The sequence below is a fragment of the Nocardia sp. NBC_00881 genome (genome assembly GCF_045207455.1).
Taxonomy (GTDB): Bacteria; Actinomycetota; Actinomycetes; order Mycobacteriales; family Mycobacteriaceae; genus Nocardia.
The window spans coordinates 1439887-1465378 of record NZ_CP108798.1 but is presented as its reverse complement, the minus strand read 5'-3'; the positions used below and the strand labels follow the sequence as shown (position 1 = coordinate 1465378).

The following is a 25492-nucleotide window of genomic DNA, read 5'->3' as shown; positions in this document are numbered from 1 at the left end:
CCTTTGCCTCAGTGATGCATGAGCAGGACCATTGTAATTTATCCTCGCTATAATTCTTGATCAGCGCACGGTGGTGCGTTGGATCCAGTCGAGGGGTTGACGCGTGATCATGCACCTTACTGATGTCTTCACCCCCCGCGTCGGCGGCATCGAGGTTCAGATCGAGCGGCTGGCGCGTGCCCAAACAGCTGCGGGCGAGGAAGTCCATGTGGTCACTGTGACCAGCGGGGCCGTTGACGATATGGCTCTGCCGTACAGGGTGCATCGCATCACCCGTGCTGGGCACCTGCGTTCGTTGCTGCTACGCCTGCGACCGCAGGTGGCGCATGTGCATCTGAGCGTCTATTCACCGTTCGCGCTGCGCTCCGTGAGACAGTTAGGGCTGCTCCGGATTCCGACCGTGATGACGGTGCACAGCATGTGGGATGCGCCGGTGCGGGCGTGTTATCGCCTGATCGGAAGTGCCGGTGACTGGCGACGTCGGTTCGTGCTGACTGCGGTGAGCACAGTGGTCGCCGACCAGGTCGCCCGCGCGCTGCCCGGGACCGCGGCGGTCGTTGTTCCCAATGGCGTCTCACCGGCATTGCAGCAGAAGATCTCTCGCCTATCGGGAGAACTACATGTTGTCTCTGTCGGACGGTTGGTGACCCGTCGGCAACCATTGATCCTACTGAAAGTCCTTCGGATGGCGCAGCAACGGCTCGATGGAGAGGTCGCAGTGCGGGCCACCGTTGTCGGCGCCGGCCCACGGACGGACGCGATGCGGCGGTACCTGCATCGACATGGCATGACCGGGTGGGTGCAGTTGGTCGGGGTACAGGATCAGCACGCCATTCGTGACATCTTGGCCACCGCGGATGTCTACCTGAATGTGACCAGTCGCGAAGCGTTCGGTCTGGCCACATTGGAAGCGCGCACCGCGGGGCTGCCGGTGGTCGCCCGATCCGGCACAGGGGTGGCCGATTTCGTCGAGCACGGCCGTGAGGGTTTGTTGGGCGACACGGCAGCCGAGCTGGTGACGGCCTTGGTGCAGCTCGGGTGCGACATGCAGCTGCACCACCGGGTGGCCGCGCACAATCGCACGGTGGCACCGTCGGAACACAGTTGGCCGGTCGTGCTGAATCGGCTTCGCCATTGCTATGACGAGGCGGAACGTCGAGCGTGCATGTCCCGCGCGACGGCGGCGGGGAGGGCCGCCTGATGATTTCGCCCGTGCATGTTGCCCGGATCTCTTTGAGCAACGTTGATCATCTGCGCAAGCGGTTCGGCAACGCCACCGTTGCCGGCCTTACTCGCGACGTGACCCGGGCGGCCCGGCTGCTGCGGTGCGACCCGGCCCCACGGATGGTGCCCACGCGTGCCGGACGCGTCGTCGTGACACTGTCGACCGTGCCGCAACGACGCAGGCACCTGCGCCCGGTCCTGCGCAGCCTTCTGGACCAGACCGTCCCTGCCGATCGGCTGCTGCTGGCCTGGCCGCGGAATTCGCTCCGGTCGGGGGTTGCCTACCCCGACCCGCCGTCGCTGCCCGCCGGGGTGGACATTGTGCGGTGCGAGGACGAAGGTCCGGCAACGAAGTTGCTGCCCGCGCTGCGGGCGGAGCCGAACGCGGTGCTGGTGGTCGTCGACGACGACGCGATCTACCCTGAGACGTTCCTCGAGGACCTGCTCGCCGCCCATCGCCAGGTTCCGACCGCAGCGTTGGGATTGCGTGGGCAGTATGTCCGGTTCGGTTGTGACCCAAGGTATCTCGGGCATGTCTGCGGGACGGCGGTGCTCGAGCACGTCCCGGTCGACGTGTTGATGGGCATGTGGGGATATCTGATTCCACCCGGATCGCTGGACGAGGCTGTGCATGATTTCGAAGGTTGGCCCGACGAGGTGCGATGGCAGGATGATGTGTGGATCTCCGCGCATCTCGCCCGGCGGCGAGTGTCGCGGCTCGTGGTACCCGTGAGCGGTACGCCACTCGAGTCCACCGGTGCGTTCGTGGGAGCGTTGCATCACACGGTGAATCGCTCCGGCCATAACGAGGCGGTAGCGTTCGAGACGTTCAAGACGTGGTGGTGACGGTCGGCAGCACCACCGCGCTGGGTCTGCGCGGGTCGTGGAAAACCTCCTGCTCCACGACCTCGCGGTGGCGAGCAAAGCGGGGCACCGCGGCACCACAGACATGCACTCGGAGTCGATGGCCTGCAGCGAATTGGTGGGCTGTCGGCCACAATTCGACCTCGGTCCTGCCCGTTGTCTCGTGACCGACCCGGCGCACGCCCTCACAGATGTTGTACGAGCGACCGTCGGGATGCGCATCGCACAGCCGCACCACGAAGTCTGCGCCCGTCGGCGGGCTGTTGTGGAAATACAGCCGGGCCGTCGCGGTGCCGATCACCTCCACCGGGTCGTTCAGCGGTTCGCTGGTGTAGGTCAGCAGGTCTGGGCGAGTCTCGATCTGGCGGCAGTCCTGGGGTCGAGAATGGCCGACGATCACCGGCCCTCGCGGTGCCGGGGTTGGGTCGGCGGGGTCGTAGCAATAGCAGTCACGGCCAGACTCGTCGGGACCACTTCGGGCCAGTCGCCCGCCCCTGTGCAAGAACCATGGGACCGAGCAAGTTCCGGGTGGGGGCCAGCTGGCGTAGTCCCGCCATTGCCGTGCACCCGTGACGAACAACCGGATAGGGAGCCCCCGCAATCCCGCGTGGTCACCGCACAGATGCGCCTGGAACCATTGCCGTGCTTCGCGGTTCGCGGTGAGAAACAGCTGTGGGTGATAGTGCCCCCACGGTCCGACCGTCAGATATGGGTTGCCGCCTGCCGCCCGCAGCGCAAGAAAGTCGCGAATCAGACCGGGTAGGAAGATGTCGTACCATCCGCCGACCAGATGCACCGATGCCGCGACGCTGGATCGAGGCACATGGCTGTGATCCAATCCTGCTCGCAGCGGGCTGCCCGGCCCTTCGTCGGCGATGACGGCTTGGTAGAACGGCACCGTTCTACCTCCGGTCGCCACGTCGAGTTCGGCAGCGGGCCGACCGGACGCAATGGCCCGGCGCGCCCGCCTGGGCGCCAACAATGCGGTGGTGAAGCTGTGGTTGGAGCACCAGATGAGCACCGACTCCAGCGCGGTCGACCCGCCGGTAAAGATCGTGTCGGCGATCGACGACGCCGCCACATGCACTGACATCGCGCGTAATTCGGTCACGTCACCCGTAATAGCCCAGTGCGCGAACCCCATCGCGCTCATGCCGTGCAACGCGAGGGGCCCATGGAACCAGGGTTGCGCCCGCAGCCACGCCACCGTGGCAAGGCCGTCCTCCCGCTCGGTACTCAAAGGCAACACCTCGTCGCAGGATCTTCCGTCCTGCACGACGACCTGGAAGCCGTGTCGAGCGAAGTAGCAGCCGTAGAGGATGCCCATCGGGCGGCGGCCCATCGGCGACCGAACCAGGATTGTCGCCTGTGCTGGGCTGTTGGCGGGCAGGTAGAGATCGGCGAGCAAGAGGGTGCCGTCAGCCATAGGGATGGACAGATCGCGTTCGATGCGAAAGTTAAACATCGCGCCGCACAAACCATTCCGTGCCGAGTACCCATCGGAACACCGGCTGCGGCAACCGCAGCAGAGCGGCCAACGTGCGCACTCCGTCACCGCCAGCTGCCTGGCTGGCGTGCGCGGCCATGCTCGCCCGCTTGCCTGCTGCGTAGCCGCGTACGTTCACCCGGTGAGTGATCGCGCTGCCCGGCGAGTAGCTGCTGGCGAGCCGGTCCGGCGTCAGCCCGGTCGGTGTCAGGCGAAACAGGGCGGCGATCCGGATCGCCCGCAGCAGCATGTCGCGGTCGACGGTCGCTTCCAGCAGTACCGGTGTACCCGCGATCCGCGCCGCGAGCGAACCCACGTGATGCAGATGAACATGGTCGGGATGCCCATAGCCCCCCGCCGGGTCGTAGGACGTGACCAGCTCGGCGCGCTCCTCGACCAGCAGTGCGGCGATCCGCTCCGCAGCCTGCTCGACTGGCGTAGCGGAGAACGAGTCCGATACGGCACCATCCGATCCGGAATCCCCGTAGCCGAGGAACTCCACCCGAGCGCAGCCGAGGGCGGCCGCCGAGTCCATCGTTTCCCGCCGCCGTCGCGCGCCGAGTTCGGTCCCGGCAGGCGAATCCGTGAGTCCCGCTTCACCGTCTGTGGCGACCACCAGGACGACCCGACGGCCCTCGGCGGCCAGGCGCGCCATCGTGCCCGCAGTCAACAAGGACTCGTCGTCCGGATGGGCATGCAGGAACACGCACGTCGAGCTCACGAGACCTGCCCGCGGCGCGCAGCGTTCTCATCCGCGTCCCGCGCCGCGGCCTCCTCTGGGCCAGGTGCGGTGCCGCCGAGATGCTCAGGCTGCCACCACTTCTCGGTACCAGAGCACGGGTACTCGCGTTGTGCGCAGTCCAGCAGTGCCTGCATAGCCACGCGCAGCTGCTCGGTGACCTCCTCGGGGTCGTCGTGGAGTGTCGGGCGCAGCGGTTCGCCGATGAGGACGGTGATGGGCAACCGTGGCTGGATCAGCTCGCGCCGGTCCTTGGTCCACAACCGGTGCGTTCCCCACACCGCCACAGGGATCAACGGCACGCCAGCCGCGCCCGCCAGCCGCCCCGCGCCAGTCCGCAGCCGCTGGACGGTGAACGACTGGGCAATAGTGGCCTCAGCGAACACACCAACGACCTCGCCAGACTTCAATGCGTCCGCGGTTGCGCAATATGCTGCGCCTCCCCTCTCGGGCCGGACCGGAATCTGCCGCAGGCCGCGCATCATCAGCCCGTACACCCGGTGGTCGAACAACTCCTGCAGCGCCAGGAACCTCACGCTGCGCCCGGATGCGCCCAAGGCGACTGCGAACGGGTCGAGATAGGACGCATGATTGGCGACGATCACCGCGCCGCCCGCCGCGGGGATGTTCACATCGCCACGGATTTGGATCCGCAGCCCCAGCGCGTGAGACGCTACCCTGACAGCGAGAACTACTGCGGGATAGATGACATCACCCATACCGTGACAATCTAGTGTGTCGGTCCCGAAATCTTCGCCATATATTTGGCGAGGGAGTCGAGGATTTCCTCGGCGGTCTTGCGCGAGACGAACGGTTTCGGTCCCGCCGGTGCTTCTATCGAAACGATGATTCGAACAGTCGGGAATGGGCGCTACCCGGGTTCATAGCCGTTCGGTGCTCGAACAGCATCGCTCGGTACCTCGCTTCCGGAACGGAATGAACGGACGGCTGCCCACGGACTACGCTTCCACCGCATTCAACTGACGTTCGATGTCGGTGAGCACGACCTCTACTCCATCACAACAATCAGATCCTCACGGGCAGAATGAGAGCAGACAGCTCACCGCCGATACCCGGTTGACCCGGTCGCCGCCCGCAACCTCGCCGGCGCACTGACCGACCCCGATCTGCGCGCGCATCAGGCTGATCTGGCCACCGACGAACTCGACGAGCTGATGGCCGGCGCCCGCACCGTGTTCCATCTGGCGGCGGTGCTATCGGGGATTCCAGTTCCACTGTACGGCGACGGACAGCAGTCGCGGGAATTCACCTACGTCGACGACATCGTTGCCGCGACCCTCGCAGCGGCGGCAGTCTCGGAAGACATCGACGCCGAGATCGTCAACGTCGGTGGTGGTTCGAGCGTGTCGATGCTCGAACTGATCGCCCTGGTTGGCCGTAAAGTCCCCCTCGCCCTTTTGAGCAGTGCGATGACTGGAAGCGCCGCGGGCCGGTGACGGTGGAAGCGACCCGCGCCGACCTCACGTCGGCGCACTCGTTGCTCGGGTACTCACCACGCGTCGGGCTGCGTGAGGTGATGGCGCGCCAGGTGGACGGGATGGTCAAACAACCATCCCCGCAATCCGTTTCCGTGTCCGACGTGGCAGAGGTGGTGTCGCGATGATCGTGCTGACCGCCGACAACGCCAACACCCTGTCCACCTCCGCGGCCCGCGCGATCACCGATTTCGGCGAGCCGGTCAGTCTCCGCGGCATGGCCACCACCGAAATCCTCGGAGGGCACCTGCGATTGACCCCGCCGCGACGCCGGCTCGTCGACGTGCCGCCGCTGCGGCTGCTCAATCCGGCCTTCGCGGTGGCCGAGGCGCTGTGGATTCTGTCCAGCTCCAACGACGACTGGGATCTTTCAGTACAACCGGGCGTTGACCCGCTACGCAGACGACGGGATCCTGTAAGGCGCCTACGGGCCGCGGATGGGCCGGTGGAACGGCATCGACCAGCTCGGCCGGCCCCGCCAGCTGCTCCAACGCGGCCCCGACATCCGCTAGGCGGTGATCCAGCTCTTTGACCCGCAACGCGACACCCGCGCGGGCACCGCGATGTCCCCTGCACCCTGGGCTACCGGTTCTACCTGCGGCGCGGCCGCCTGCACATGAACACCACCATGCGCAGCCAAGATGTGTGGCTGGGATTTCCCTACGAAGTCTTCACCAACACGCTGATCCAGGAACTGCTGGCCGGATGGCTCGGTGCCGAACTGGGCGAATACCACCACCACATCGACTCGCTGCACCTTTACGCCGAGCACCTGCCCGCCGCCGAACAACTCGCCCACGATCCCGACCCGTCCACGCTCATGCCGGAGGTCGCGATCCCCTGGAACAGCGCCGACCCGGTGGTACGCAACACGATCACCGAACCGTCCGTGCCCGGCGTGACCGGGGCGTGGTCGTCGTTCGCGGACATGCTGGCCAGCTACCGTGCTTGGACCACCGCGACCGCGCCCCGAACCCTGCTCACCGACACCGACGGCGACCTCGCGCGCCCTGGAGCGCTGGTACGACCACCTCGCGCCCATCCAGGCGGACCAAGGAGCCCACGCATCATGATCCCCAACCCTCGTGCCGCCTCCGCCATTCGCGCCAGCCGTTGCCGTAGCGGCCGATCAGCCCCTTCTTCTTGGTATCCACGCTGACCACCGGATCTCCCATCTCCTGATGGTCTTTGACGCGGTCGTTGATGTAGCGGAACTGGTCGTCACGGTCGGCATGACGGGAGCCCTCGATGGTCTTCGCGTTGGCCTGCAGACCGAATCCTTCTTCCCGGAGCAGATCGGCCACCACATCCGGCGACACTCGATGCCCCCTGGCGGCGACCTTGCGGCTCGGGCAGCCTATACGACAACATCACTCGCGAGAACCGGATGTTGCGGATTATTTCACGGCAGGCCCAAAGGCTGAGATCATTTCAGTAGCGCGGTGACGCATTCGTATTTGTGGGGGTCTTCGGGTTCGACATCCGCGATATTCCACAACATTCCAGTATTCCACGGGTTAGAATATTCCATTCCACCATCGATGTTGTAGTAACCAAATTCGGTTCCGCCAAACGCATGACCAGATGTGCTCAAATAATTGGACATCGCTTCTACGAACGCAGAGAAACGCGCCGAGTCACTGGTTTCCTGGCCTGCTGCGATCGTCGGCGACCTCGACCTGCCCTTCGAAACCTTCCCACTCGGCGACGGCCCCAGCCAGTTCCTCCTCACCTACACCGCCGAGCCCGCGTCACCCTCGCAGGATGCCCTGAACCTGCTGGCCTGCTGGGCCGCGACCAACGACGACATCGAGTGGTCCGCGCCGGCCAACGACTCCGAGCCCGCCGACTCGGCCGAGACACCCGACTGAACGACGAGCCACGAGTTGATCCGTGGCAACGTTTGCGGCGTAGCGGCACCCTTCGTCGTTGACGGCAGGCCAAAGGGGTAGGCGTAGCCACGAACGACTCCGTCTCGCATGGACACAGCAGAATTACGTGCCGCCGGGTCCGCGCCGCGTGTGGGCGGTAGGTGTCTTTCTTCTAGCGCGAGGTCCGGATGTCGTTGCTGGTGAGGTGATCGTGCGGGTGTGGCGAATGCGAAATTGGTCAAGTCGAGCTCGTGGCGAGCTCCCAGTCGAGCTCCCAGAGCCGCAATGGTGTGCCTTCGCCGGCGGTGAGAGCGAACCGACCGTCCGGGGTGAACGCGCTTGCCCAGATACCGGACTGCCGTGTGTCGAGGGTATGCAGGAACCGTCCGGTGCGTGGATCCCAGACCTGGATCACGCTCGTCGGTCTACCGGGCGTCACGGCCATCACGAAGCGACCATCGCACACGTACCGGACCGTCTGCGCGTCGCCCGGCAGATCCCGCTGGACATGCACGCACGCGCCGGAGACGAGGTCCCACAGCCGGATAGTCCGATCGCTACCGCTGGACAGCACGAAGCCCCCATCGGGGCTTAACGACACAGACCTGACCCAGTCCGTGTGGTCGGCCAGGATGTGCATGCACTCACCAGTGTCCATGTCCCAGACCCGCACCGTGCGGTCCGTCCCGCCAGACACCGCGCGGCGACCGTCCGGACTCAGCCACACGTCGGTGACGATGAAGCCGTTGCGGCCATGGCCGGGCACGGTGCGCGTGCATCGGCCGTTGTCCAGATCCCAGAGGTGAATGGCATTGTCACTGTCACCGGTCAGCGCCCAGCGCCCGTCCGCGCTGAAGTACGCCGGCTGGGCGCCACCGCGGGGGTGCTGGTTGGTGATCTTCATCAGGCAGTCGCCGGTATCGATCGACCACAGGCAGATCTCGCCGTTCTGTGTGGCGGACAGTACTCGCTGCTGATCAGGGCTGAGCCGGACCGCGGTGAGCGGGTACGGGCGGTTGTCGATTTCCCGTTTGGAGTGTCCCGTGCTGGTGTCCCATTCCCGCAGGCAGTGTCCCGTGCTGGTGTCATATACCCGCAGGGTTTTACCGCCGGATACGACCCGCGCACCGTCCGGCGACAGGTCGACCGCGCAGGGCGATATCGAGAGCCCGGGGAACTCACCCACCTGCCAGCTTGCCCGCACTCCGGCACGCGGAAAGACGCCGGCCAGCGCTCGCCAGGCGGACAGCACGTGCGGGGCGCGTTCGTAGCCGCGGGTCTCCCGTGCCCGGGAGAGCAGCTCGTGCGCCTCGCTGTACCGGCATGCCTCAATCGCCTCTTCGGCGGCGTCGACAAGCGCGGTCACGTCGGCGTCCAGCCTGGTCAGCTCCCCATGCTGGCGCGGGCGGCTCAACTGCGGCGGTGCGGTGTGGCGGCTGGGCAGGGTCCACCAGCGCACCATGTCCTCATCGGCGGCGACCGCGTGGCGGGAGTCCGGCTCCAGGAGCACCTCCTGCTCCCAACTTGTGGTGGACGAGAAGGTCCGCAGGCAGCGACCGCTGTCCAGCTCCCAGAGTCGGGCGGTGCCGTCGTTTCCGCCGGAGAGCAGCAAACGGCTGTCGCCGCTCCAGGACAGCGACGTCACCCGGTGGGTGTGGCCGGTCAGGGTGCGTATCTCCCGGGCGGTGCTGAGATCCCAGATGCCGATGTTCTCCCAGGTGCGCGCTCTCGTCTCGCAAGAGCTGGCTATCGCCACAGTCCGGCTGTCCGCGCTGATGGATGCGGGCACGGCCCCGTTTACCCCGCGAAGCTCCCACCGGCAGACACCGGTACTGGCGTCCCACAGTTGCATCGTGTCGTCGTCGTGCCTGATCAGCGCGAACCGCCCGTCCGGGGACAATCCATACAGCTTGCCCGGCCGACCGAGCCGCAGGCGCAATCTGCCGGTGCGCGCGTCCCAGATCATCACACTGCCGCCGCCCGACTGCGTAGCCGCGATGCGGGCGTCCGCACTAAGCCAGACGGCCGCGACCGGGGCTGACGCTGATTCCCGCATTCCGATATATCGTGTTCCAGAGGGGGCGTCTTCGCGCATTGCCACCCGCCACAGTTCGCGGCCATGGGTCAGGTCCCACATCTGTACCTCGGTGTCGAGGCCGCACAGGGCGAACCGCCCGTCGGCACTGACGTCGATCTTCTTGTAATAATGCGGCTCGTCCCGTCGAAACAGACACTGTCCACTGTGAATGTCCCATAGCCCTACATGATTCATGGAGGCGACCAGGGCCCGCTGCCCGTCCGCGGTGAACCGGATTTTCGTCCTCGGTGCGTACTTCGCCTTGCGGCCATCGGCTTCGGTCACCCACCTTTCGTATTCGGGCCACCAGCTCATCGTGCGGGTCTTGACGCAGCGGGCGTCGGTTAGCCGACCCGACCGGACCGTTCGCAGGGCGTTCGCGACGTTGGGCTGTTTCGGCGCGATGTGCTCGACGGTGCGGAGCAGCTCGTGTGCCGCGGCGAGGTCGCCACGCTCCAAGTGCACCTCGGCCAGCAGGTATCGGGCCAGCCAGGAATCTCCGGAGGCGGTTCGCGCGGCCTCGAGCTTGCTGATCAGCACATCGTCGGCGATGGCGCCGGATCGCCACTGGCGCAGGCCGTCGTTGTAGGTGGCTTCCAGGTGCCGCGGGTCAGCCTCCTGCGCTGCCGCGAACGTCTCCTCGGCCTCGGCGATCTGCCCCAGGTCGAGCAGCGACAGCGCCCGGTTATTGAGTTCATCAGCGCGGAGGCCGGCCGCACGCGGCATCGTCCTGGGGTATGCGGAGTGCACCGCTGACTGGTAGATGGCCGCGATTTCTGCGGCGATACCGGCCATCGATTTTGGACGCGGGTCCTCCGGCTTCTCATGCAGGCAGCGCTGGAGCAGTGCGGCCAGGGCGGCTGGCATCGGCGGTATTCCCGGCTTTGCGGCGGCCCCCGCGAGATATGCGCTCAGGGCCTGCCCTGCCTTGTCGCCTCTCTGCCAGAGGCGGTTGCCGGTGAACATCTCCAACACCGACACCGCGTAGCTGTAGACATCGGTGTGCCGGTTCAAGACCGCGCCTCGCGTTTGTTCCGGTGAGGCGTACGCAAGGGTCAAACCTGCCCGGCTCACCTGAATGCTGGCCACCTCGCCCCCGTCCGCGCCGGGCTCCGACGTTGTCAAGGGGATCCCAGGGCGAGCGCGGGCGAGTCCGAAGTCGGTGACTTTCACGCTGATGTTGCCATCACGCGTGTCGAGGAGAACGTTGTCGGGTTTCACGTCCTGGTGCACCATGCTCCTCTGGTGCGCGTGCTCGAGTCCCCATGCGAACTGGATCGCCACGTCCAGGACCCGGCGAAGCACATCGTCTGCCTGCCCCTCGTAGAGGCGCCCGTCGGTGATCCAGTTGCGCAGGCTGCCGCCGGGAACGTATTCGGCGAACACCATGGGCAGCCCACCGAGCTGACGGACGTAATGGCAGCAGCACAGGTTCGGGTGCAGCCCCAGCGAAACCCACGTTTCGGCTTCCTCCACGAACTGCTCGCGAACTCTGGAGGTGAGCACGACGTCCGGACGAGGCTGTTTCACCGCCAGATCGATCCCCCACTCGAGGTGCTTGACCTGGTAGACCCACCCCATTCCGCCCCGGCCTGCCAGTCGGATCACCTCGTACCGGCCCTCGATGATATTCCCAGGCTGCCAGAGCGGTTCCTGCTCGGCGTCGTTCATCCGCACACCTCCTCGCCCAGCAGGTACAAGTCCTGCGGAAGCAGGGTCGCGTCCATCAACAGCGCCTGGATCAGATTGTGGTTGAGCGTGTTCCCCACGGGTTCACCGATCCCATCCTCACGCATGAGTCCCGGAACCGGGTGTCTGCCTTCCGAAAGCCGCTTACGGACATTGGCGACGGTATGCTCGACCCTCGGGACCGTCCATTTCTGCAGCGGGTCAGCCCGACCCACATCATCGGCCACCTGTTTCCACGCCACCGGCTGGGGATAGCGCTCCTGACGCAGGTACCGCTGAGCCAGCGCCGTGATCACCAAACGCTCCGCCGGGCTCAAATCGTAAACATCGGACTGCAGGGTGGACGCCCGCGAATCTGCATCGTCAGCGACTGATGAAGACCCGATGACGAACACCTCGATCCAGTGCGACCTGGGATGGGGCGTTTCGATGGTCAGCGGGGTGTAGCCAGCAGGCATCGGCATCTCGTGTCCGCAGAGCAGCGGTTCTTCGCCGAGCATCCGAATCGGAAGACGGCCTTCGTTACGCAACCACCACTGAGCACCGTCACAGGTGAAGACTCCGTGCAACCGGCTCACATGCCGGTCCCCGACCCCAACCGGCACATGAACATCCAGCGTGGCCCGTCCGAAGTGCAGGGTGAACTTCCGCGGAGGAACAGTGAACCCACCCTGTGCAGCCTTCACGAAAATTGTTCTCGCACGTGCCTCCGGCACTGCGTTTGCCAAACTAGGCATGGAGATCGGCAGGGGATGAGGAATTTGCACCCGGCACTTCATTTTCGACCCTCTTTCGCCCGAACGTCCTGACAGCCAGTCACTTTAAGGGCGGTACCCACGGGACCGGTCCCGAGAACACCCAACTCCACAGACGGGACGGCGTGGCGCCTGCAGACTCCGTCCCTTCTGTCGGCACGGGTCCCGGCCGGATACGGATGTGAATACGTCATGGAAACGCCAAATTGGGCGCTCAGGATTTTGAGGCTGATGCCAGGGCCTCGGCCACCTGTCTTGATCCGGCAGTCATTGATAAGGAAGGCATGCAACTCCTCTGGAGCGGTAGTTTGATCCGCGCGACGCTCCAGAATTCGTCGCTGGAGGTGGCGCCGGAGTTGCGGTGTAGGGCCAAGTGGTTTCGTTGGCAGGGATCAATGCACTCATCACCTCGGCGGGACATCGAAGCCGCACGCGGTGGACGGGCGACCGTTGATCGGGTGACGCGATGACGTCGAGCGGCGACTTGCCGCAGGCGGCGCAGAACTACACGACTAACTATGCTAGACCATAGCTAGCAATCCCTTGGCATTGCAATGCCCACAACGAGCCGGGCGACGATGGAAGCGCCCACCAGGAAGAAACAGGCTGACGCGTACTCGGATCTGACAGTCGCGTCCTGCGCGGACTGTGCGATGCGGACTTAGCGCCATGATCACACGCGACTCAACCGCTCTGACTATCTTCAATTATAGCTAGCTGTGCTAACGTCGACACCCGACTTCGTTCCTCCGAAGTTCGAGCAAAGGAACACCCGTGGTTGAAGAAATCGAGATTCTTGTCGAACGAAGGCAGGAGCCGCGATCGGGCCAGAACGTCAGGCGCTGGTTCACACTGGCGGTGCTCTGCGTGGGCTCGATGACGGCCTTCGTCAACGTGTCCTCGACGATCACCGGCCTAGCCCGGATTCAGGACGAGCTGCACGCGTCACCGACTGAAACTGTTTGGATCACAAGTACTTACAGTCTCGTCGTCGCAAGCCTGATCCTGGCGGCCGGCACACTGGCCGATATCGTGGGCCGCAGCGTCATCTTCATGGTCGGCGCCGTGCTCTTCACCGGCGGGAGTGTTGTCGCCTTCGCTGCGAATGACACAGCATTGCTGATTGTTGGTCAGGCGATCGTCGGTATCGGCGGTGCGGCCATCTTGCCCAGCAGCCTGGCCGTGCTGGCGCACTCATTCGCCGACCCACGCGAGCGTACCGAGGCCGTCAGCATCTGGGCGGGTAGCTCAGGCCTAGGCTTGGCCGTCGGGCCGATCGTTACCGGCGTGCTGCTGGAGCACTATTCCTGGCACTCGATCTTTGTCACCAATGTGGTGCTCGGAGTCATCGCCTTCCTGGGCGCCGTTCTCTTCGTGCCGGCGAGTCGCCAACCGGACCGCAAGCTCGACCCGGTGGGCCTCATGCTGGGCACGATCGCTGTCGCCTCGTTGGCCTTCGCCATTATCGAGGGCAAGACACTCGGCTACCTTTCGATTGAAATTCTTTGCTGCTACACCATTTTCGCTGTCTCGCTGTTCATCTTCGCCTGGTACGAGTCTCGGCACCACGATCCGATGATCGACATCAGGCTCTTCCGATCGGGTTCAATTACCATGGTCATGGCCGTGGCCGCGACTACTATGTTCGGCTTCACCGGCACATCCCTGCTCGTGGTCCTCTATTGCCAGCACGTCCAGGGCATTACCCCGCTCGGTGCGGGTGTCCGCGCGCTAGCCATGTTTTTGCCGTTCATCCTCGTCAGCGCCCTCGCGGGCAAGATCACCCACAGGATCGGCTTCAAGATCATGTTGACGGCCGGCTTGATCGTCATGGCCGTAGGGATATCGGCGCTGCGCGCGATCGAGGCAGGGCCGGATTCTTCCCGGCTGTGGCCGGGTCTCATCATTGTCGGCATCGGCACCGGACTGCTCGTAGCCCCCTCCACTGCAGCCGCAGTCATCAGCGTCCATAGGGCCCAGGCAGGGATGGCCAGTGCAATGGTCAACATGTTCCGCCAACTCGGAAATGTGCTCGGCGCCAGCGTGACCGGCACGATCCTGACCACCAGATTCGGCGACGGACTCGGCGAGCGGCTATCCGGGCACCATCTGCCGCAGCAGACGATCGACTCCGTGGTCGATGCGGCACAGCGCGGCAACCACGATTCCGCGCGTCTCCCAACAGAACTCGCATCACTCGTCGCAGACAGCGCTCGACGGGCCTTTACAGACGCATGCCACCTGAGCACCCTGGTCACCGCCACCATAATTGCCGCCATCGTGATACCCACCGTATTGTTTATCCGCCATCGGCCGGCCGAACCAACGAACATGGATGCCGCGAAGACTGCCCATCCTGGGACTGGAAGGTCTTTCGCGCCTTAGACAATGTCTCATGTGGTTGATTTCGCGAGTTTCTTATAGCAGGTCAGTGTCGCGGCGAGGGTGAGGAAGGCGAGGAAGTGGGTGGCCTTGTGGTCGTAGCGGATGTTGAGGCGGTGGTAGCCGGTCAACCAGGAGATCGTGCGCTCGATCACCCACCGGTGGCGTCCGAGGCGCTGGGAGGATTCGATGCCTTTGCGGGCGATGCGGACGCCGATGCCGCGGTCTCGCACCCATTGCCGGAGTTCGGCCGTGTCGTATGCCTTGTCGGCGTGCAGCTTACCGGGTTTGCGTCGGCGCGGACCGCGCCGCGACCGGATGGCTGGGACCGCTTTAACCAGCGGCCGCAGCGCTTCGGCGTCGTTGGTGTTGGCCGCCGAAACACCCACCGACAGAGGGATTCCCGCGCGGTCGGACAGGACGTGAAGCTTCGAGCCGGGCTTGCCGCGATCGACTGGGCTCGGACCGGTCAAAGGTCCCCCTTTTTCGCCCGAACACTCGCTGCGTCGATCACCGCCCGCGACCAGTCGATCAAGCCTCGGCTGCCCAGCTCGTCCAGGACGGCGTTGTGTAAACGCCGCCACAGTCCGGCCTCGGTCCACACGCTGAACCGGCGGTGCGCCGTGGGCACCGTAACCCCGAACGACGGCGGCAGCATCCGCCACGCACAACCACTGACCAGCACGAACACCACCGCCGTGAACACTGCACGCTCGTCGGCCGGGGCGGTGCCACCACCCTGCGGACGCGCAGTGAACTCCGGAAGCAACGGCTCTACCAAAGCCCACAACTCGTCCGGAACAAGACGTTTCGACAACTCATCGACCACGAGTCGAACATCATGCAGCACAGCCGATTCCGGCACAACACAAACCAATCACAACCACGTAAGACACAGTCTTAGGAGAGGAGCGACCCATGCAACTTATCGTCGGCGTCGGCGTCGGCGCGGTAGGCGGATACTTCGGCGCTGAACTCGTTGCCGCTGGGCGCGAGTAAACTTCCTGGCTCGCGGCCGGCGCGTCGCTCAGCTCCGAGCGCATGGATTGACTGTCGTGCGGCCGGAAGGGTCCACGACCACGCGGGTACATGCGCTGACAGCCGCCGAACTGAAATCGACCTTCATGTGGCCTATCCCCCGTGAATGAGACCGCGTTCGGGGACCCCTAAGTTCGTAGTTGTCCGGGCAGAGATAGCTGGGATGCTTAGAACTAGCGGGGCGTGACTGATCGAGGAACTGGTAGCTGGGTTGCTCTGACGAGATAGTCGCCCCGCCGCTCCGGACGCTTCGGCTGCTGATTGAGACGCGTGGCGAACCGGTCGCTGTTTAGGGGTACGCCAGCAGGGTTGTCCATGGGTACAACCACATTCATGGAAGATTGAGTGGACGTATGGCAGAAGCGGTCGACGCGGCATGGATCGGCATCGACGTCGGCAAACTTCATCATCATGCGGTCGCGGTCGATGTCCGCGAAACCGTGTTGTGGTCCGAGCAGATCCGCAACGATCAAGCAGTCATCGAACAGCTGATCACGACAGCGCCCGACACGGCCAACGGGTTCGCTGGGCGGTGGACCCACTCAGCGAGTTCGGCTGTGCGGCTGATTCCGCGCGAAGGTGCGAACGTGGCGAGCCCGGACCCGTTGATGCCGTCCCGCTTCAACCGACGGCCTGCGGTCTCGATGATCCGCCGCCTGTTGCCAGCTCGTGCTCTTTCCGGTACCGCACCATGCACTCCTTCGCCAGCGAGGGGGCCTGCGAATCCCACCAGCACGCCCATTTTAGTATGATCATAATCCAAAGCCTGCCAGGCTCTTGCGGCTAGCACGCACCTCTATTATATTATGACTATAATCCAAAAGCTGGGAGACGCGATGCCAGCAACACCGCCGGTGGCGCTCGCGACGGGCGCGTCCTGCGGTATCGGTAACGCAGCCACGTTCGCCCTCTCGGGCGCAATCGGACACCTCGCTGCCGCGATATACACGCAGCGCCGACGCATAATCTACGATGCCGTCGCGGAGTCGATGCGGGCGGCGACGATCCCGCCGCCGTCGCCAGGGTGATGGCCGCGGCGGCCACCGACCCGAAGCCGAAGTTGCGGTACACCGCCGGCTCAACCGCTGGAAACGTCAGCGTGCGACGCCGCATCGTCCCCGCGCGGGCCTTCGACAAGAGCGACCGCAAACTCAACCGGATGACCGGCTGACAGTCCTTCTGCAGAAGCTTCCTGGTACCGGCCGGGATAAATGGGAGAGATAAACATGAAAGCATTCATCGTCGATCGCTACGGAAATAGCGTCGATAACCTTCGGGTCGGCGAAATGCCGGAACCTGAGGTGCGAGAGCATGACGTCTTGGTCCAGGTCCACGCCGCCGGTGTCAACCTCCTGGATTCCAAGATCAGAGATGGTGAGTTCAAGCTCATCCTGCCCTATCGCCCGCCGTTCATCTTGGGCAACGACGTGGCAGGCGTCGTGGTTCGGGTCGGGGCCCGGGTGCGGAAGTTCAAGCCGGGCGACGAGGTCTACGCGCGGCCGGACAAAGACCGGATCGGCACCTTCGCGGAGTTCATTTCCATCAACGAGGACGACCTGGCACCAAAACCGAAGCGACTCACCATGGAGGAAGCGGCCGCCATCCCGCTGGTCGGTCTGACCGCCTGGCAAGCGTTGATCGAAATCGCCAACCTGCGGAAGGGGCAGAAAGTCTTCATTCACGCGGGTTCCGGCGGCGTGGGAACCTTCGCGATCCAGCTGGCGAAGCATATCGGCGCGACCGTGGCCACGACAACCAGCGCGGCGAACATCGATCTGGTCAAGCGCCTCGGCGCGGATGTCGTGATCGATTACCGGACCGACGACTTCGAAACCGTCCTGCACGACTACGACGTGGTTTTGAACAGTCTGGACAACGCGACAACCGAGAAGTCCCTGCGAGTGTTGAAGCCCAGCGGAAAGCTCATCTCGATCTCCGGCCCACCGGATCCCCGCTTCGCACGGGAGATCGGAAAGCCGTGGATCTTGCGTCCGGTAATGCGCGTTTTAAGTTATCGGATCAGAAAAGCCGCCAAGCGTCGTCAGGTCAGCTATTCGTTCCTCTTCATGCGGGCGAGCGGAGACCAGTTACGCGAGATAACGTCCCTCATCGACTCCGGGATCATCCAACCGGTCATGGACCGGATCTTTCCCTTCGAATCGACCAACGACGCCATGGCCTACGTCGAAAAAGGTCGCGCGAAAGGCAAGGTCGTCGTCAAGGTGAAATAGCGTCTCATTTCCGTATATCCCTCGTGGAAGCAGGTCGCAGACACCTACGACCCCGCGCGGATGGGACGCCCGAACGTGTTTTTCCCGCCGGGCCTGCGGCCATCAGTGATCTTCGAGTGCGTCGGCGTGCCCGATGTCAAGGTTCGCCAGTACGAAACGGGTCAGCGGCGCGATGTCGGCGAAGCCTGCGTCGATGTCATCGGCGATCCGCTCTGGAGCGCGTCTATAGAAAGACCGCACCCAGATCGACAACGACGGGCGGCGTTCGCGAAGGCCGGTTGGGCCGCGAGGTCATCGTGCGAGGAACTCGAGGGCTACCGGAACAAACTCGCTGTGGTACTGGAAGATGCCACCGTGACCGGAGTCGGGGTAGATGATCAGCTCTGAGCCCTTGATCCGGCGGTGGAGATCCTCGGAGAGCACGGAGGGCACCATCCGGTCGTTGTCGCCATTGGCGATCAGGGTTGGCTGAGTGATCCGGGACAAGTCGACGGACGCCGCCCGGCCCCACCGCTTGATCGCCTTCAGCTGCGTCCGGAACGCCTTCACCGTGATCGGCGCATCGCGGTCCAGCGTGCGTTCCTCGAGACGTTCGACGAACGCACGGGCGGCGCGCTTGCCGGTGGCGTTGCGGTTGAAGAACAGGAACTCCTTCGGGTCCTTCCGCGTGAGCGTTGCGCGCAGCACGTCGTAGTAGGTGGTTCTTGCGACCTTGTCCATGTCCTTCCCGCCAGCAGGGCCGGTGCCGGTGAGGATGAGTTTGCGGACGAGGTTGGGATGTTTGTCCACCAGGGCCTGAGCGACCATGCCACCGAGGGAGAACGAGAAGACGTCGACCGTGTCGTAGCCGAGTGCGTTGATGAAGCTGACGGCATCGTCGGCCATTGCTTCGACGCTGTCGGGAACGCTGCCGGTGGAAGCACCGACGCCACGGTTGTCGAAAGCGATGACGTGGTGCTTCTTGGCGATGGGATCGATGATGCGGGGGTCCCAGTTGTCGAGGGTCGCGGCGAGGTGCACGAAGAAGACGACAGGGATCCCGCCCTTCGGTCCCAGCTCGCGGTACGCGTAAGTGACGCCGCCAACAGTGACGGTTCCGGTCGGCGCGTCCTTGTACGACGTGATGACGCCGCCTTGCGCGCCCTTGTCCGTGCTCATGATGTCCTTACCTTTCTTGGTAGGTGTTCGAGCCAGATCGCTGGGGGCTTCGGTCGACCGGTAGGGTGATTTCGCGCTTCAGGATCTCCCCTGTCGGCCCTTCGGCAATGCGTCGACTATATGGATATTCCGGGATGCTTGTAGGCGGCGACACGGTCCTTGACGAATTCGCGCAGTTCGTCGGGAGTGGGCGCCACTCGCCACCGTGCTGCTCTCGTCATCGGCCACCCGCAGTTCCACACCGCATGCGCGAGGAGCGCCGAGCGCACCGCACCGTCGTTCCCGAGCCAGTCGACTGTCGCGGGGTCTCAGCTAGGGAGTTCCGGTAACTCGGTCAAGACGGGGTCGCGGAGCCAGATCAGGATCGCGGCGACGGTGACGGTGACGGTGACGGTGCAGCTGTAGATGTAGCCCCGCTTGTCATAGCGGGTGCCCACGGCACGGGCGGCTCGTAGCTTGTTGACGCACCGTTTGACGGTGTTGAGCTGCCGTCTCGAGCTGGGAAGCCGACACTACGTTGCCCAGTGCGATTGCTCGAGCTCACGCCCGGGAGGGTCGTGCGGCTCTACGCCGGGGACCGCACCGAGTGGCGGTGCACCAGACGGTGCGCAAGCTCTGCCTCGGTCCGACCGAGTCGCAGGCTGGCTGACCGTTCGCACCCTAGCGCGTCCAGCCGAGCGGTCAGAGGGCGAGCATGGCGGCAGCGACCTGGTCGGCCGCGGCGTGCCGGAGGGCGGCACCCATGTCGTCGAGGACGAGCAGTCGCGCCGCGGGGATCTCGGCGGCGAGGACCTCGCCGTTGCCGACCGGGAAGAACGGGTCGGCGCGACCGTGCACCACCAGCGTGGGCACGTCGAGCTCACCGAGCCGCTCCCGCCATCTCGGGGCGCAGTCGATCCGGGAGAACACCATCCCGAGCTGGTTCGCCTGGTGCACCGCGGGATCGCTCGACGGCGTCCGGTCCCAGATTCGGGCCGCCGTCGCCCGCGCCTCCTCCGGAGCGTCGCCCATCGGCTCGGCACCCTCGGCGGCGAACGCCGCGACGGCATCCCGGTTGGTCCAGTCCGGCAGCGGGTGGGAGAACAGCGCGACCATGACCGCGGGGTCGTGGTCCGGTAGATCCTCGTCGACCGGGCCCGGCGCCACCGGCCGGGTGCCGACGAGGGTCAGTGCGGAGAACACGTCCGGGTAGTCCAGCGCGGCGACCTGAGCGATCATCCCGCCGACGCCGACCCCACCGAGATGGGCGGTCCCAGCACCGAGCACCCCGACCAGCGCGGCCGCGTCGGCGACGAGATCCCGCAAGTCGTACGCCGGATTCTCCGGGTCGAGGGTCGTCGACGCGCCGGAGTCACGCAGGTCGTAGCGGACCACGCGCCGCCCGCCCGACGCGAGCCGCTCGCACAGCGCGTCGGGCCAGGACAGCATCGTCGTGCCGCCGACCAGCAGGACAAGCGGATCGTCCTCGCGGCCGAAGCTCTCGATGCCCAGATCCACACCGTTCACCCGTACCGAGGTCATGCCCAATCGAAACGGTCTCGTCATGCCTGGACTCCTGTCTGTCGGTATATCCAGAGGTATCGACGACGGATCCACCCAAAAGTCATCGGTGCAGCCGACATCTTGTACGCACTCCTGCGAACGCCCCGAACTCGGCATTATGGGATGTTCAAACACCTGCGACTCCAGGCACTGCTGGCAAAGGTGTCGGTCCAAACCCCCTGCGGTTCCGAATAATTTGCTGATGCAACGGCCGAATTCCTTGCCTCGCATCGCCGTCTGTCATCAGGACGGATTCTGATCCTGGCGTGAGGGGTTGACTGTGTCTGGTATCGGCAAGTATGCAGGTGAACCGTTTGTCCGGCGTGCTGTGACTGCTGCGGGTTCAGTGGCAGTGGCAGCGACGGTGGCGGTGTCAGGCATGGCCTCGGCGACTGCGCAGACGATGCAGACCAACCGGCAAGCTTCCTCTTGCAACGGAGGCTGGAACTACAGCCCTTGGTGGGGAGACTCGGCAGGGAGCAAGTGCTGGAATCCCGCTTACGTCAAAGGCTGGGTCGCAGACAGCTATAGGGACGGTAAGTGCGTGCAAATGCGCTTCGACTGGTACCGGAACGGAAAGTGGGCCGGTACCAAGTACTCACCCCGTGTCTGCGACGCCGCCCATGCTAGGGACTTCGAGCTCACGTCGCCCGACCCGCATGCCGAGTCGGTGAATTGGGACTTTTACCGCGTCTAGCGTGGTATCGAAGAGGCGACGGCACCCAGGCAACGACGCCGGTATCGGCGCAAAGCTCACTCTACGTCATGTACACCCGCCCAGTCGCATAACCGAACCCGCACGTCAAGTCGGCAGCCCCGGAAGAGCTTCCGGGGCTGCCGGTGCATACGGAGGGCACGAGGCCAGTGGATCAGCAACATCATCGGTACCCGCCCCCGAACATCGAACGGCCGAGCCGGGAGCACCACTGCCCCAAACGGACGCGCCTTCAACAGGCCCGGTACCCGATTGGGTCGCCTCGGGCCTGCCGGCTGTGCGACGTCGCCGTGATCGCGGGTTCAGGCCTCCGCGACGACCTGGTCCGCCTGCATACCCTTCTGACCTGCCTCGAGGCTCTTGAAGCCGTTGATGACCGCTTTGCGGACTGCGCCGTCCAGCAGCTGTCCAGCGGCCAGGTGCTACCGTTCGAAAAGGTGCGAAGCACCGACGTTCTCGGCTCTGACGACAAGTCCGTCCAGAGGATGGCACGGTGTCGCTCTACGTCAGTTTGGTGAACGGAACGGCCTTAGGACATATGCCCTCGCGCAGAGAGCCGAACAGTGCCGGCGCGTAGGCGAGTTCGCCGACGCCGTAGGTGCCGAACACGGCATCGATGACGGTGCGGGTGCCGCAGGCCACCACCAGCAACCGCAGCATCGGATACCACCATCAACCTGCGAAAACCGCCGACTTGACATCAGACCCACCCGCCAACTGCGCGGCATTGGGGGCGGGGGGTAATGTGATCGTTGGCGCCGAGCCCGGTTCAGCGTGGGCGAGGCACGTTCTCCTCGAAGTAGCTTGCCGGGGACATGTTGCCGACCTGCACGTAGAGGGCGACGACGACGCGCTTGTTGTTCTGCGACGCGAACCCGATACCGAGTCGTGTGCTGGCCTTCCACACCAGTTGCGTGAAATGCCCACTATCCATGGAGAAGCCAGGATGGTTGAAGTCGTAGTTCCTGATCTCGTCGTACCACGCCTTCGTGGCCGTCTGGACATTTTGCACCGGGTCCGCGTTCCCGCCACCCACTGCCATGGCGAGGTTCTCCCCGGCATTGTTCTTGAAAGCGCACGAGTGATCTATCGTGCCTTTTTGGGCGTAGTGCTGCGCGCATTGCTGGGCCCTGGTGACCAAATCCTGGACAAGGATCATGGATGGTGAACCGTGCCGGGCACGATAGGTGTTGTGCGCTGTGAGCCCGGCCTGCGCGAACGGTGGGAACTCGCCCTGCGCGGAGGCCGGCCCCCCACCGGAGGCAAGCACCGCGAGCAACACAGCGGCAGTGATCGACAACAACCGTCCAGCACGCACAACGACCTCCCCTAACGGTGAGCGAGAAACCAAGCAGGGCGGCCGCCGAAACATGCGCGGCCGATACCGATTCCGATCGGGGAAGCATACCTTCGGAGTCTTGCATCCTGGCCTCCGATGGTCTGGTGTCGCAGGCGAGCGGGAGCGCTCCGACCGCAGCGGCGCGGACGCGGGCACGGTCCCTTGCGCTTGTCTGTAGGGATGATCAGGGCGGGTTCTGGCCCTCTGCCACGTGAGTGGCAGGCCAGACTCCCAAACTTGTCTTGGCTCAGCGAACTCGATCTCGGGGACTTCAACTGGGGCCACACCGGCACCAATTTCTACATCGAGGTCATCTACCGTGCGCAGATAATCGAGGTGTCATTGGGCTTTTGGGTCAAGCCTACCGACGCCGGCTGGGTCGTCGCGGGACCGTCCACCCTCTGGTAGGACCCACGAAAGACCAGCAGGATTCGAATGTCGGCTGAGTCGCCCGCTGACCGACGATCATCTGCCAACGACTTCTTAGCCTGAATCCACCGACGCAGTGTTCGGGCGGGGGCGTGTTGAAATGGCGAAAGTGCCTGTTTACCTGGGACGATTGATGTTCTGACGCATTAATCAAGACCAGGTTAGGCAGGCACTTTCAGTGCGATTGTTCCACAGGTTCGCCGAGGACTCGGCGATGTTCGATGACGAGCACCTCGTGTCGGTGGCGGGGCTGGTGCCGGTGATGGCGTTGGCCGAGCAGACCGGCCTGACCAGCATGTTGGCCGACAAGGTCTGCGTCGCTTCGCCGCGGATCAAGTCCGGGGCGGCGAATCCGGCTGCGAAGCTCGCGACGCTGATCGCGGGGATGTGCGCGGGCGCGGACAGTATCGACGATATCGACCTGCTGCGCAGCGGCGGTTGTCGGCAACTGTTCAACGGCGTGTATGCGCCCTCCACGGTTGGAACTCTGTTGCGGGAATTCACCTTCGGACACGGCAAGCAGTTGGAGTCGGTGCTGCGCGCCCACCTGCTTGCTCTCATCGCCCGTGCCGATCTGCTGCCCGGCGTCGATACGCGATGCTTCGTCGACATCGACTCGCTGCTTCGGCCGGTCTATGGCCATCGGAAACAGGGCGCGTCCTATGGACACACCAAGATCGCCGGGAAACAGATCCTCCGTAAGGGGCTTTCACCGTTGGCGGCGACGATCAGCACCGATCACGCCGCGCCGGTCGTGGCGGGTATGCGGTTGCGCGCCGGGAAAACCGGGTCCGGCAAGGGTGCCGCGTCGATGGTCACTGCGGCGATCAGCACAGCGCGGTCGGCCGGCGCCACCGGTGAGATCGTGGTGCGGGGCGATTCGGCCTACGGCACCCGCAAAGTCGTGCGGGCGACCCTGGGTGCCGGTGCCCGGTTCTCTGTGGTGCTGACCAAGAACACCGCTGTGAGCCGGGCGATCGTGGCGATCGGCGACGGTGCGTGGACACCGGTGAAATATCCCGGCGCGGTCCGTGACCCCGATACCGGTGAGTGGATCTCCGACGCCGAGGTCGCCGAGATCTCCTATACCGCTTTCGCTTCCACGAAGGACGCGACCACCGCCCGCCTGATCGTGCGTCGCGTTCGTGATGCCCGCTACCCGGACGCGTTGTTCCCGGTCTGGCGGTATCACCCGTTCTTCACCAACTCCACCGAGCCGGTTGCCGCCGCCGACATCACCCACCGGCGCCACGCCGTCATCGAGACGGTGTTCGCCGACCTCATCGACGGGCCGCTGGCTCATATCCCGTCCGGGAAATTCGGTGCCAACTCCGCTTGGGTCCTCTGCGCTGGGATCGCCCACAACCTACTGCGCGCCGCCGGTGTCCTCGCCGGCGGCAACCACGGCCGAGCCCGCGCGGCCACCCTGCGCCGCAAAGTCGTCAACGTTGCGGCCCGGCTCGCGCGCCCGCAACGCCGGCCGGTCCTGCACCTGCCCAGCCACTGGCCCTGGGCTGATGCATGGCTCACGTTGTGGCGCAACACGATCGGCTATACGCCGCCACAACCTGTCGCCATCTGACCACCCCGGCCCGACACGGCCCGCACCAGGAAAAACAGTGGAAAAGCTGGGCAGACCAGCGGCTACCCCACACCCGGAACACACTGGTCAGCGCACCTGCGGCGCGCAGACCAGCCTGAAACCCGGGTCGGTGGATCCAGGCTTAGGGTTGTGATCGGCGGGCGGAGCCCCGTCATCGGGTTGTCGGGCATTGAAGATGGCTCGCAGGGCCGTCTCGTCGCCTTCGATGTCGATGAGCCCACGGATTTCGTCGAGGTCGAGCATGCCTGCCGCCAGGCCGAGAACAATCGCGGCGTCCGCGCGCACGAGGGCATCGAGATCTTGACCATCGTGCGGGCCGACCTCTAGACCAGAGCGGGTTGCCCGCAACAGAAACTGCTGCCCGTCGACCGTAACCCCGACCGTGGATGATCGCTCAGTAGCCACCTTGCTGCCGAGCAGGGCCGGGAGGGCCACTGCGAGCCACTCGGGCCGGAAACGGTCCCCGGCGGGGCCCTGCACCATCAGGGGCGTGGACCATCGGATGAGGCCCTCGATCGGCTCCCGCAACTCGGCACCCCACGGCGTGAGTGCGTACGTCACGGCGTTGCCCTCTTCGGCCAACCGCCGCTCGACGACACCGACGTTCTCGAGATCCCGGAGCCGGTCGGCGAGCAGATTGGTGGCCACACCCGGGAGCCCATCGAGCAGCTCCCGGTAGCGGGCGGGCGCCACGAGGAGCTGGCGGACGATGAGCAGATTCCACCGGTCGCCCACGACATCGAGCGCCCGGGCGAGACCGCAGTACTGACCGTAGCTTCGACTCATTTCCACCTACTTGATTTTCTCAAGTGCACTTGACAACATCTAGTCTATCGCTGAAAGGGAGGTGTAGT

General features: G+C 64.7%; 26 protein-coding genes and 1 pseudogene. 12 read left to right on the top strand and 15 right to left on the bottom strand.

The annotated features are described in order from the left end of the window. Positions 1–109 precede the first annotated feature (109 nt). Entirely contained in the window at positions 110–1201 is a 1092-nt protein-coding gene (locus OH799_RS06035; protein ID WP_406276554.1) for a glycosyltransferase family 4 protein, read from the top strand. Further along, positions 1201–2070 carry a hypothetical protein gene (locus tag OH799_RS06030; protein ID WP_406276552.1) on the top strand — a complete coding sequence of 290 codons (870 nt, stop codon included), beginning with the start codon at positions 1201–1203 and terminating at the stop codon, positions 2068–2070. Before OH799_RS06035 ends, OH799_RS06030 begins: the two co-directional genes overlap by 1 nt. Here the strand turns inward: OH799_RS06030 and OH799_RS06025 are convergent. Genes OH799_RS06025 through OH799_RS06015 form a run of 3 tightly spaced genes read right to left on the bottom strand, consistent with a single transcriptional unit; the run spans position 2054 to position 5032 of the window. Next, a complete protein-coding gene (locus OH799_RS06025) occupies positions 2054–3553 on the bottom strand; it encodes a CocE/NonD family hydrolase (protein ID WP_406276550.1) in 1500 nt (499 codons plus the stop codon). The genes OH799_RS06030 and OH799_RS06025 overlap by 17 nt on opposite strands. Beyond that, positions 3546–4295, bottom strand: a complete 750-nt coding sequence (locus tag OH799_RS06020) for a PIG-L family deacetylase (RefSeq protein ID WP_357269246.1) — start codon at positions 4293–4295, stop codon at positions 3546–3548. The genes OH799_RS06025 and OH799_RS06020 overlap by 8 nt, the downstream gene beginning before the upstream one ends. Then, complete coding sequence (locus OH799_RS06015; protein ID WP_406276548.1) at positions 4292–5032, bottom strand: lysophospholipid acyltransferase family protein; 741 nt, start codon at positions 5030–5032, stop codon at positions 4292–4294. Before OH799_RS06015 ends, OH799_RS06020 begins: the two co-directional genes overlap by 4 nt. Positions 5033–5488: 456 nt before the next feature. Between OH799_RS06015 and OH799_RS06010 the strand changes: the two genes are divergently transcribed. From OH799_RS06010 to OH799_RS05995, 4 genes are read left to right on the top strand one after another with little or no spacing between them, the layout of a single operon-like run. Continuing rightward, on the top strand, positions 5489–5770 hold the full coding sequence (locus tag OH799_RS06010; protein ID WP_406276546.1) for an NAD-dependent epimerase/dehydratase family protein: 282 nt from the start codon (positions 5489–5491) through the stop codon (positions 5768–5770). Beyond that, a complete protein-coding gene (locus OH799_RS06005; RefSeq protein ID WP_406276544.1) occupies positions 5767–5937 on the top strand; it encodes a hypothetical protein in 171 nt (56 codons plus the stop codon). Before OH799_RS06010 ends, OH799_RS06005 begins: the two co-directional genes overlap by 4 nt. Further along, positions 5934–6341 (top strand): hypothetical protein, encoded by a 408-nt coding sequence (locus OH799_RS06000; protein ID WP_406276543.1) that lies wholly within the window; start codon positions 5934–5936, stop codon positions 6339–6341. Before OH799_RS06005 ends, OH799_RS06000 begins: the two co-directional genes overlap by 4 nt. A gap of 45 nt (positions 6342–6386) precedes the next feature. Continuing rightward, the gene (locus OH799_RS05995) at positions 6387–6968 is read left to right on the top strand and encodes a thymidylate synthase (RefSeq protein WP_406281855.1); all 582 of its coding nucleotides are present in this window, start codon (positions 6387–6389) and stop codon (positions 6966–6968) included. On the opposite strand, the pseudogene OH799_RS05990 reads toward OH799_RS05995, so the two are convergent. Continuing rightward, a pseudogene (locus OH799_RS05990) lies at positions 6904–7140 on the bottom strand (ISAzo13-like element transposase-related protein); the annotation flags it as partial. The gene OH799_RS05995 and the pseudogene OH799_RS05990 sit on opposite strands and share 65 nt — an antisense overlap. Before the next feature lie 267 nt (positions 7141–7407). Between OH799_RS05990 and OH799_RS05985 the strand changes: the two are divergent. Continuing rightward, positions 7408–7680: a hypothetical protein gene (locus OH799_RS05985; protein WP_406276541.1), complete on the top strand. Its 273-nt coding sequence runs from the start codon at positions 7408–7410 to the stop codon at positions 7678–7680. A 238-nt stretch (positions 7681–7918) separates the two neighbouring features. On the opposite strand, the gene OH799_RS05980 is transcribed toward OH799_RS05985, so the two are convergent. Then, on the bottom strand, positions 7919–11428 hold the full coding sequence (locus OH799_RS05980; protein WP_406276539.1) for a protein kinase domain-containing protein: 3510 nt from the start codon (positions 11426–11428) through the stop codon (positions 7919–7921). Continuing rightward, entirely contained in the window at positions 11425–12132 is a 708-nt protein-coding gene (locus tag OH799_RS05975) for a hypothetical protein (protein WP_406276537.1), read from the bottom strand. Before OH799_RS05975 ends, OH799_RS05980 begins: the two co-directional genes overlap by 4 nt. An 843-nt stretch (positions 12133–12975) precedes the next feature. Here OH799_RS05975 and OH799_RS05970 point away from each other — a divergent pair. Continuing rightward, a complete protein-coding gene (locus OH799_RS05970; protein ID WP_406276535.1) occupies positions 12976–14586 on the top strand; it encodes an MFS transporter in 1611 nt (536 codons plus the stop codon). A gap of 8 nt (positions 14587–14594) precedes the next feature. Here the strand turns inward: OH799_RS05970 and OH799_RS05965 are convergent. After that, positions 14595–15400, bottom strand: a protein-coding gene (locus tag OH799_RS05965; RefSeq protein WP_406281853.1) for an IS5 family transposase whose coding sequence is annotated in 2 segments (ribosomal slippage) — positions 14595–15056 and positions 15059–15400 — 804 coding nt in all. Because the reading frame shifts where the segments join, the coding sequence is not laid out codon by codon here. Between the two features lie 394 nt (positions 15401–15794). Beyond that, the gene (locus OH799_RS05960; protein WP_406282964.1) at positions 15795–16094 is read right to left on the bottom strand and encodes a hypothetical protein; all 300 of its coding nucleotides are present in this window, start codon (positions 16092–16094) and stop codon (positions 15795–15797) included. Here OH799_RS05960 and OH799_RS05955 point away from each other — a divergent pair. Together OH799_RS05955 and OH799_RS05950 are read left to right on the top strand one after the other, a co-directional pair. After that, on the top strand, positions 15975–16373 hold the full coding sequence (locus OH799_RS05955) for a transposase (protein WP_406276533.1): 399 nt from the start codon (positions 15975–15977) through the stop codon (positions 16371–16373). The two genes, OH799_RS05960 and OH799_RS05955, sit on opposite strands and share 120 nt — an antisense overlap. 474 nt (positions 16374–16847) lie before the next feature. Further along, positions 16848–17852, top strand: coding sequence for an NADP-dependent oxidoreductase (locus tag OH799_RS05950; RefSeq protein ID WP_406276531.1), 1005 nt, complete (start codon positions 16848–16850; stop codon positions 17850–17852). A 102-nt stretch (positions 17853–17954) separates the two neighbouring features. On the opposite strand, the gene OH799_RS05945 is transcribed toward OH799_RS05950, so the two are convergent. The 6 genes from OH799_RS05945 to OH799_RS05920 form a co-directional block, all read right to left on the bottom strand. Then, on the bottom strand, positions 17955–18092 hold the full coding sequence (locus OH799_RS05945) for a hypothetical protein (RefSeq protein WP_406276529.1): 138 nt from the start codon (positions 18090–18092) through the stop codon (positions 17955–17957). Between the two features lie 51 nt (positions 18093–18143). Next, on the bottom strand, positions 18144–19010 hold the full coding sequence (locus OH799_RS05940; RefSeq protein ID WP_406276527.1) for an alpha/beta fold hydrolase: 867 nt from the start codon (positions 19008–19010) through the stop codon (positions 18144–18146). A 308-nt stretch (positions 19011–19318) separates the two neighbouring features. Beyond that, complete coding sequence (locus OH799_RS05935; protein WP_406276525.1) at positions 19319–19447, bottom strand: hypothetical protein; 129 nt, start codon at positions 19445–19447, stop codon at positions 19319–19321. A gap of 244 nt (positions 19448–19691) precedes the next feature. Then, positions 19692–20531, bottom strand: a complete 840-nt coding sequence (locus tag OH799_RS05930; RefSeq protein ID WP_406281850.1) for an alpha/beta fold hydrolase — start codon at positions 20529–20531, stop codon at positions 19692–19694. Positions 20532–21768: 1237 nt separating this feature from the next. Then, on the bottom strand, positions 21769–21927 hold the full coding sequence (locus OH799_RS05925) for a hypothetical protein (RefSeq protein WP_406276523.1): 159 nt from the start codon (positions 21925–21927) through the stop codon (positions 21769–21771). Positions 21928–22036: 109 nt separating this feature from the next. Then, entirely contained in the window at positions 22037–22585 is a 549-nt protein-coding gene (locus OH799_RS05920; protein WP_406276521.1) for a CAP family protein, read from the bottom strand. A gap of 258 nt (positions 22586–22843) precedes the next feature. Here OH799_RS05920 and OH799_RS05915 point away from each other — a divergent pair, with 258 nt between their 5' ends. Together OH799_RS05915 and OH799_RS05910 are read left to right on the top strand one after the other, a co-directional pair. Continuing rightward, positions 22844–23014 (top strand): hypothetical protein, encoded by a 171-nt coding sequence (locus tag OH799_RS05915; protein WP_406276519.1) that lies wholly within the window; start codon positions 22844–22846, stop codon positions 23012–23014. A 199-nt stretch (positions 23015–23213) separates the two neighbouring features. Further along, entirely contained in the window at positions 23214–24617 is a 1404-nt protein-coding gene (locus tag OH799_RS05910) for an IS1380 family transposase (RefSeq protein WP_406276517.1), read from the top strand. An 87-nt stretch (positions 24618–24704) separates the two neighbouring features. Here OH799_RS05910 and OH799_RS05905 read toward each other — a convergent pair whose 3' ends face one another. Continuing rightward, complete coding sequence (locus tag OH799_RS05905; protein WP_406276515.1) at positions 24705–25424, bottom strand: winged helix-turn-helix transcriptional regulator; 720 nt, start codon at positions 25422–25424, stop codon at positions 24705–24707. Between the last annotated feature and the right edge of the window lie 68 nt (positions 25425–25492).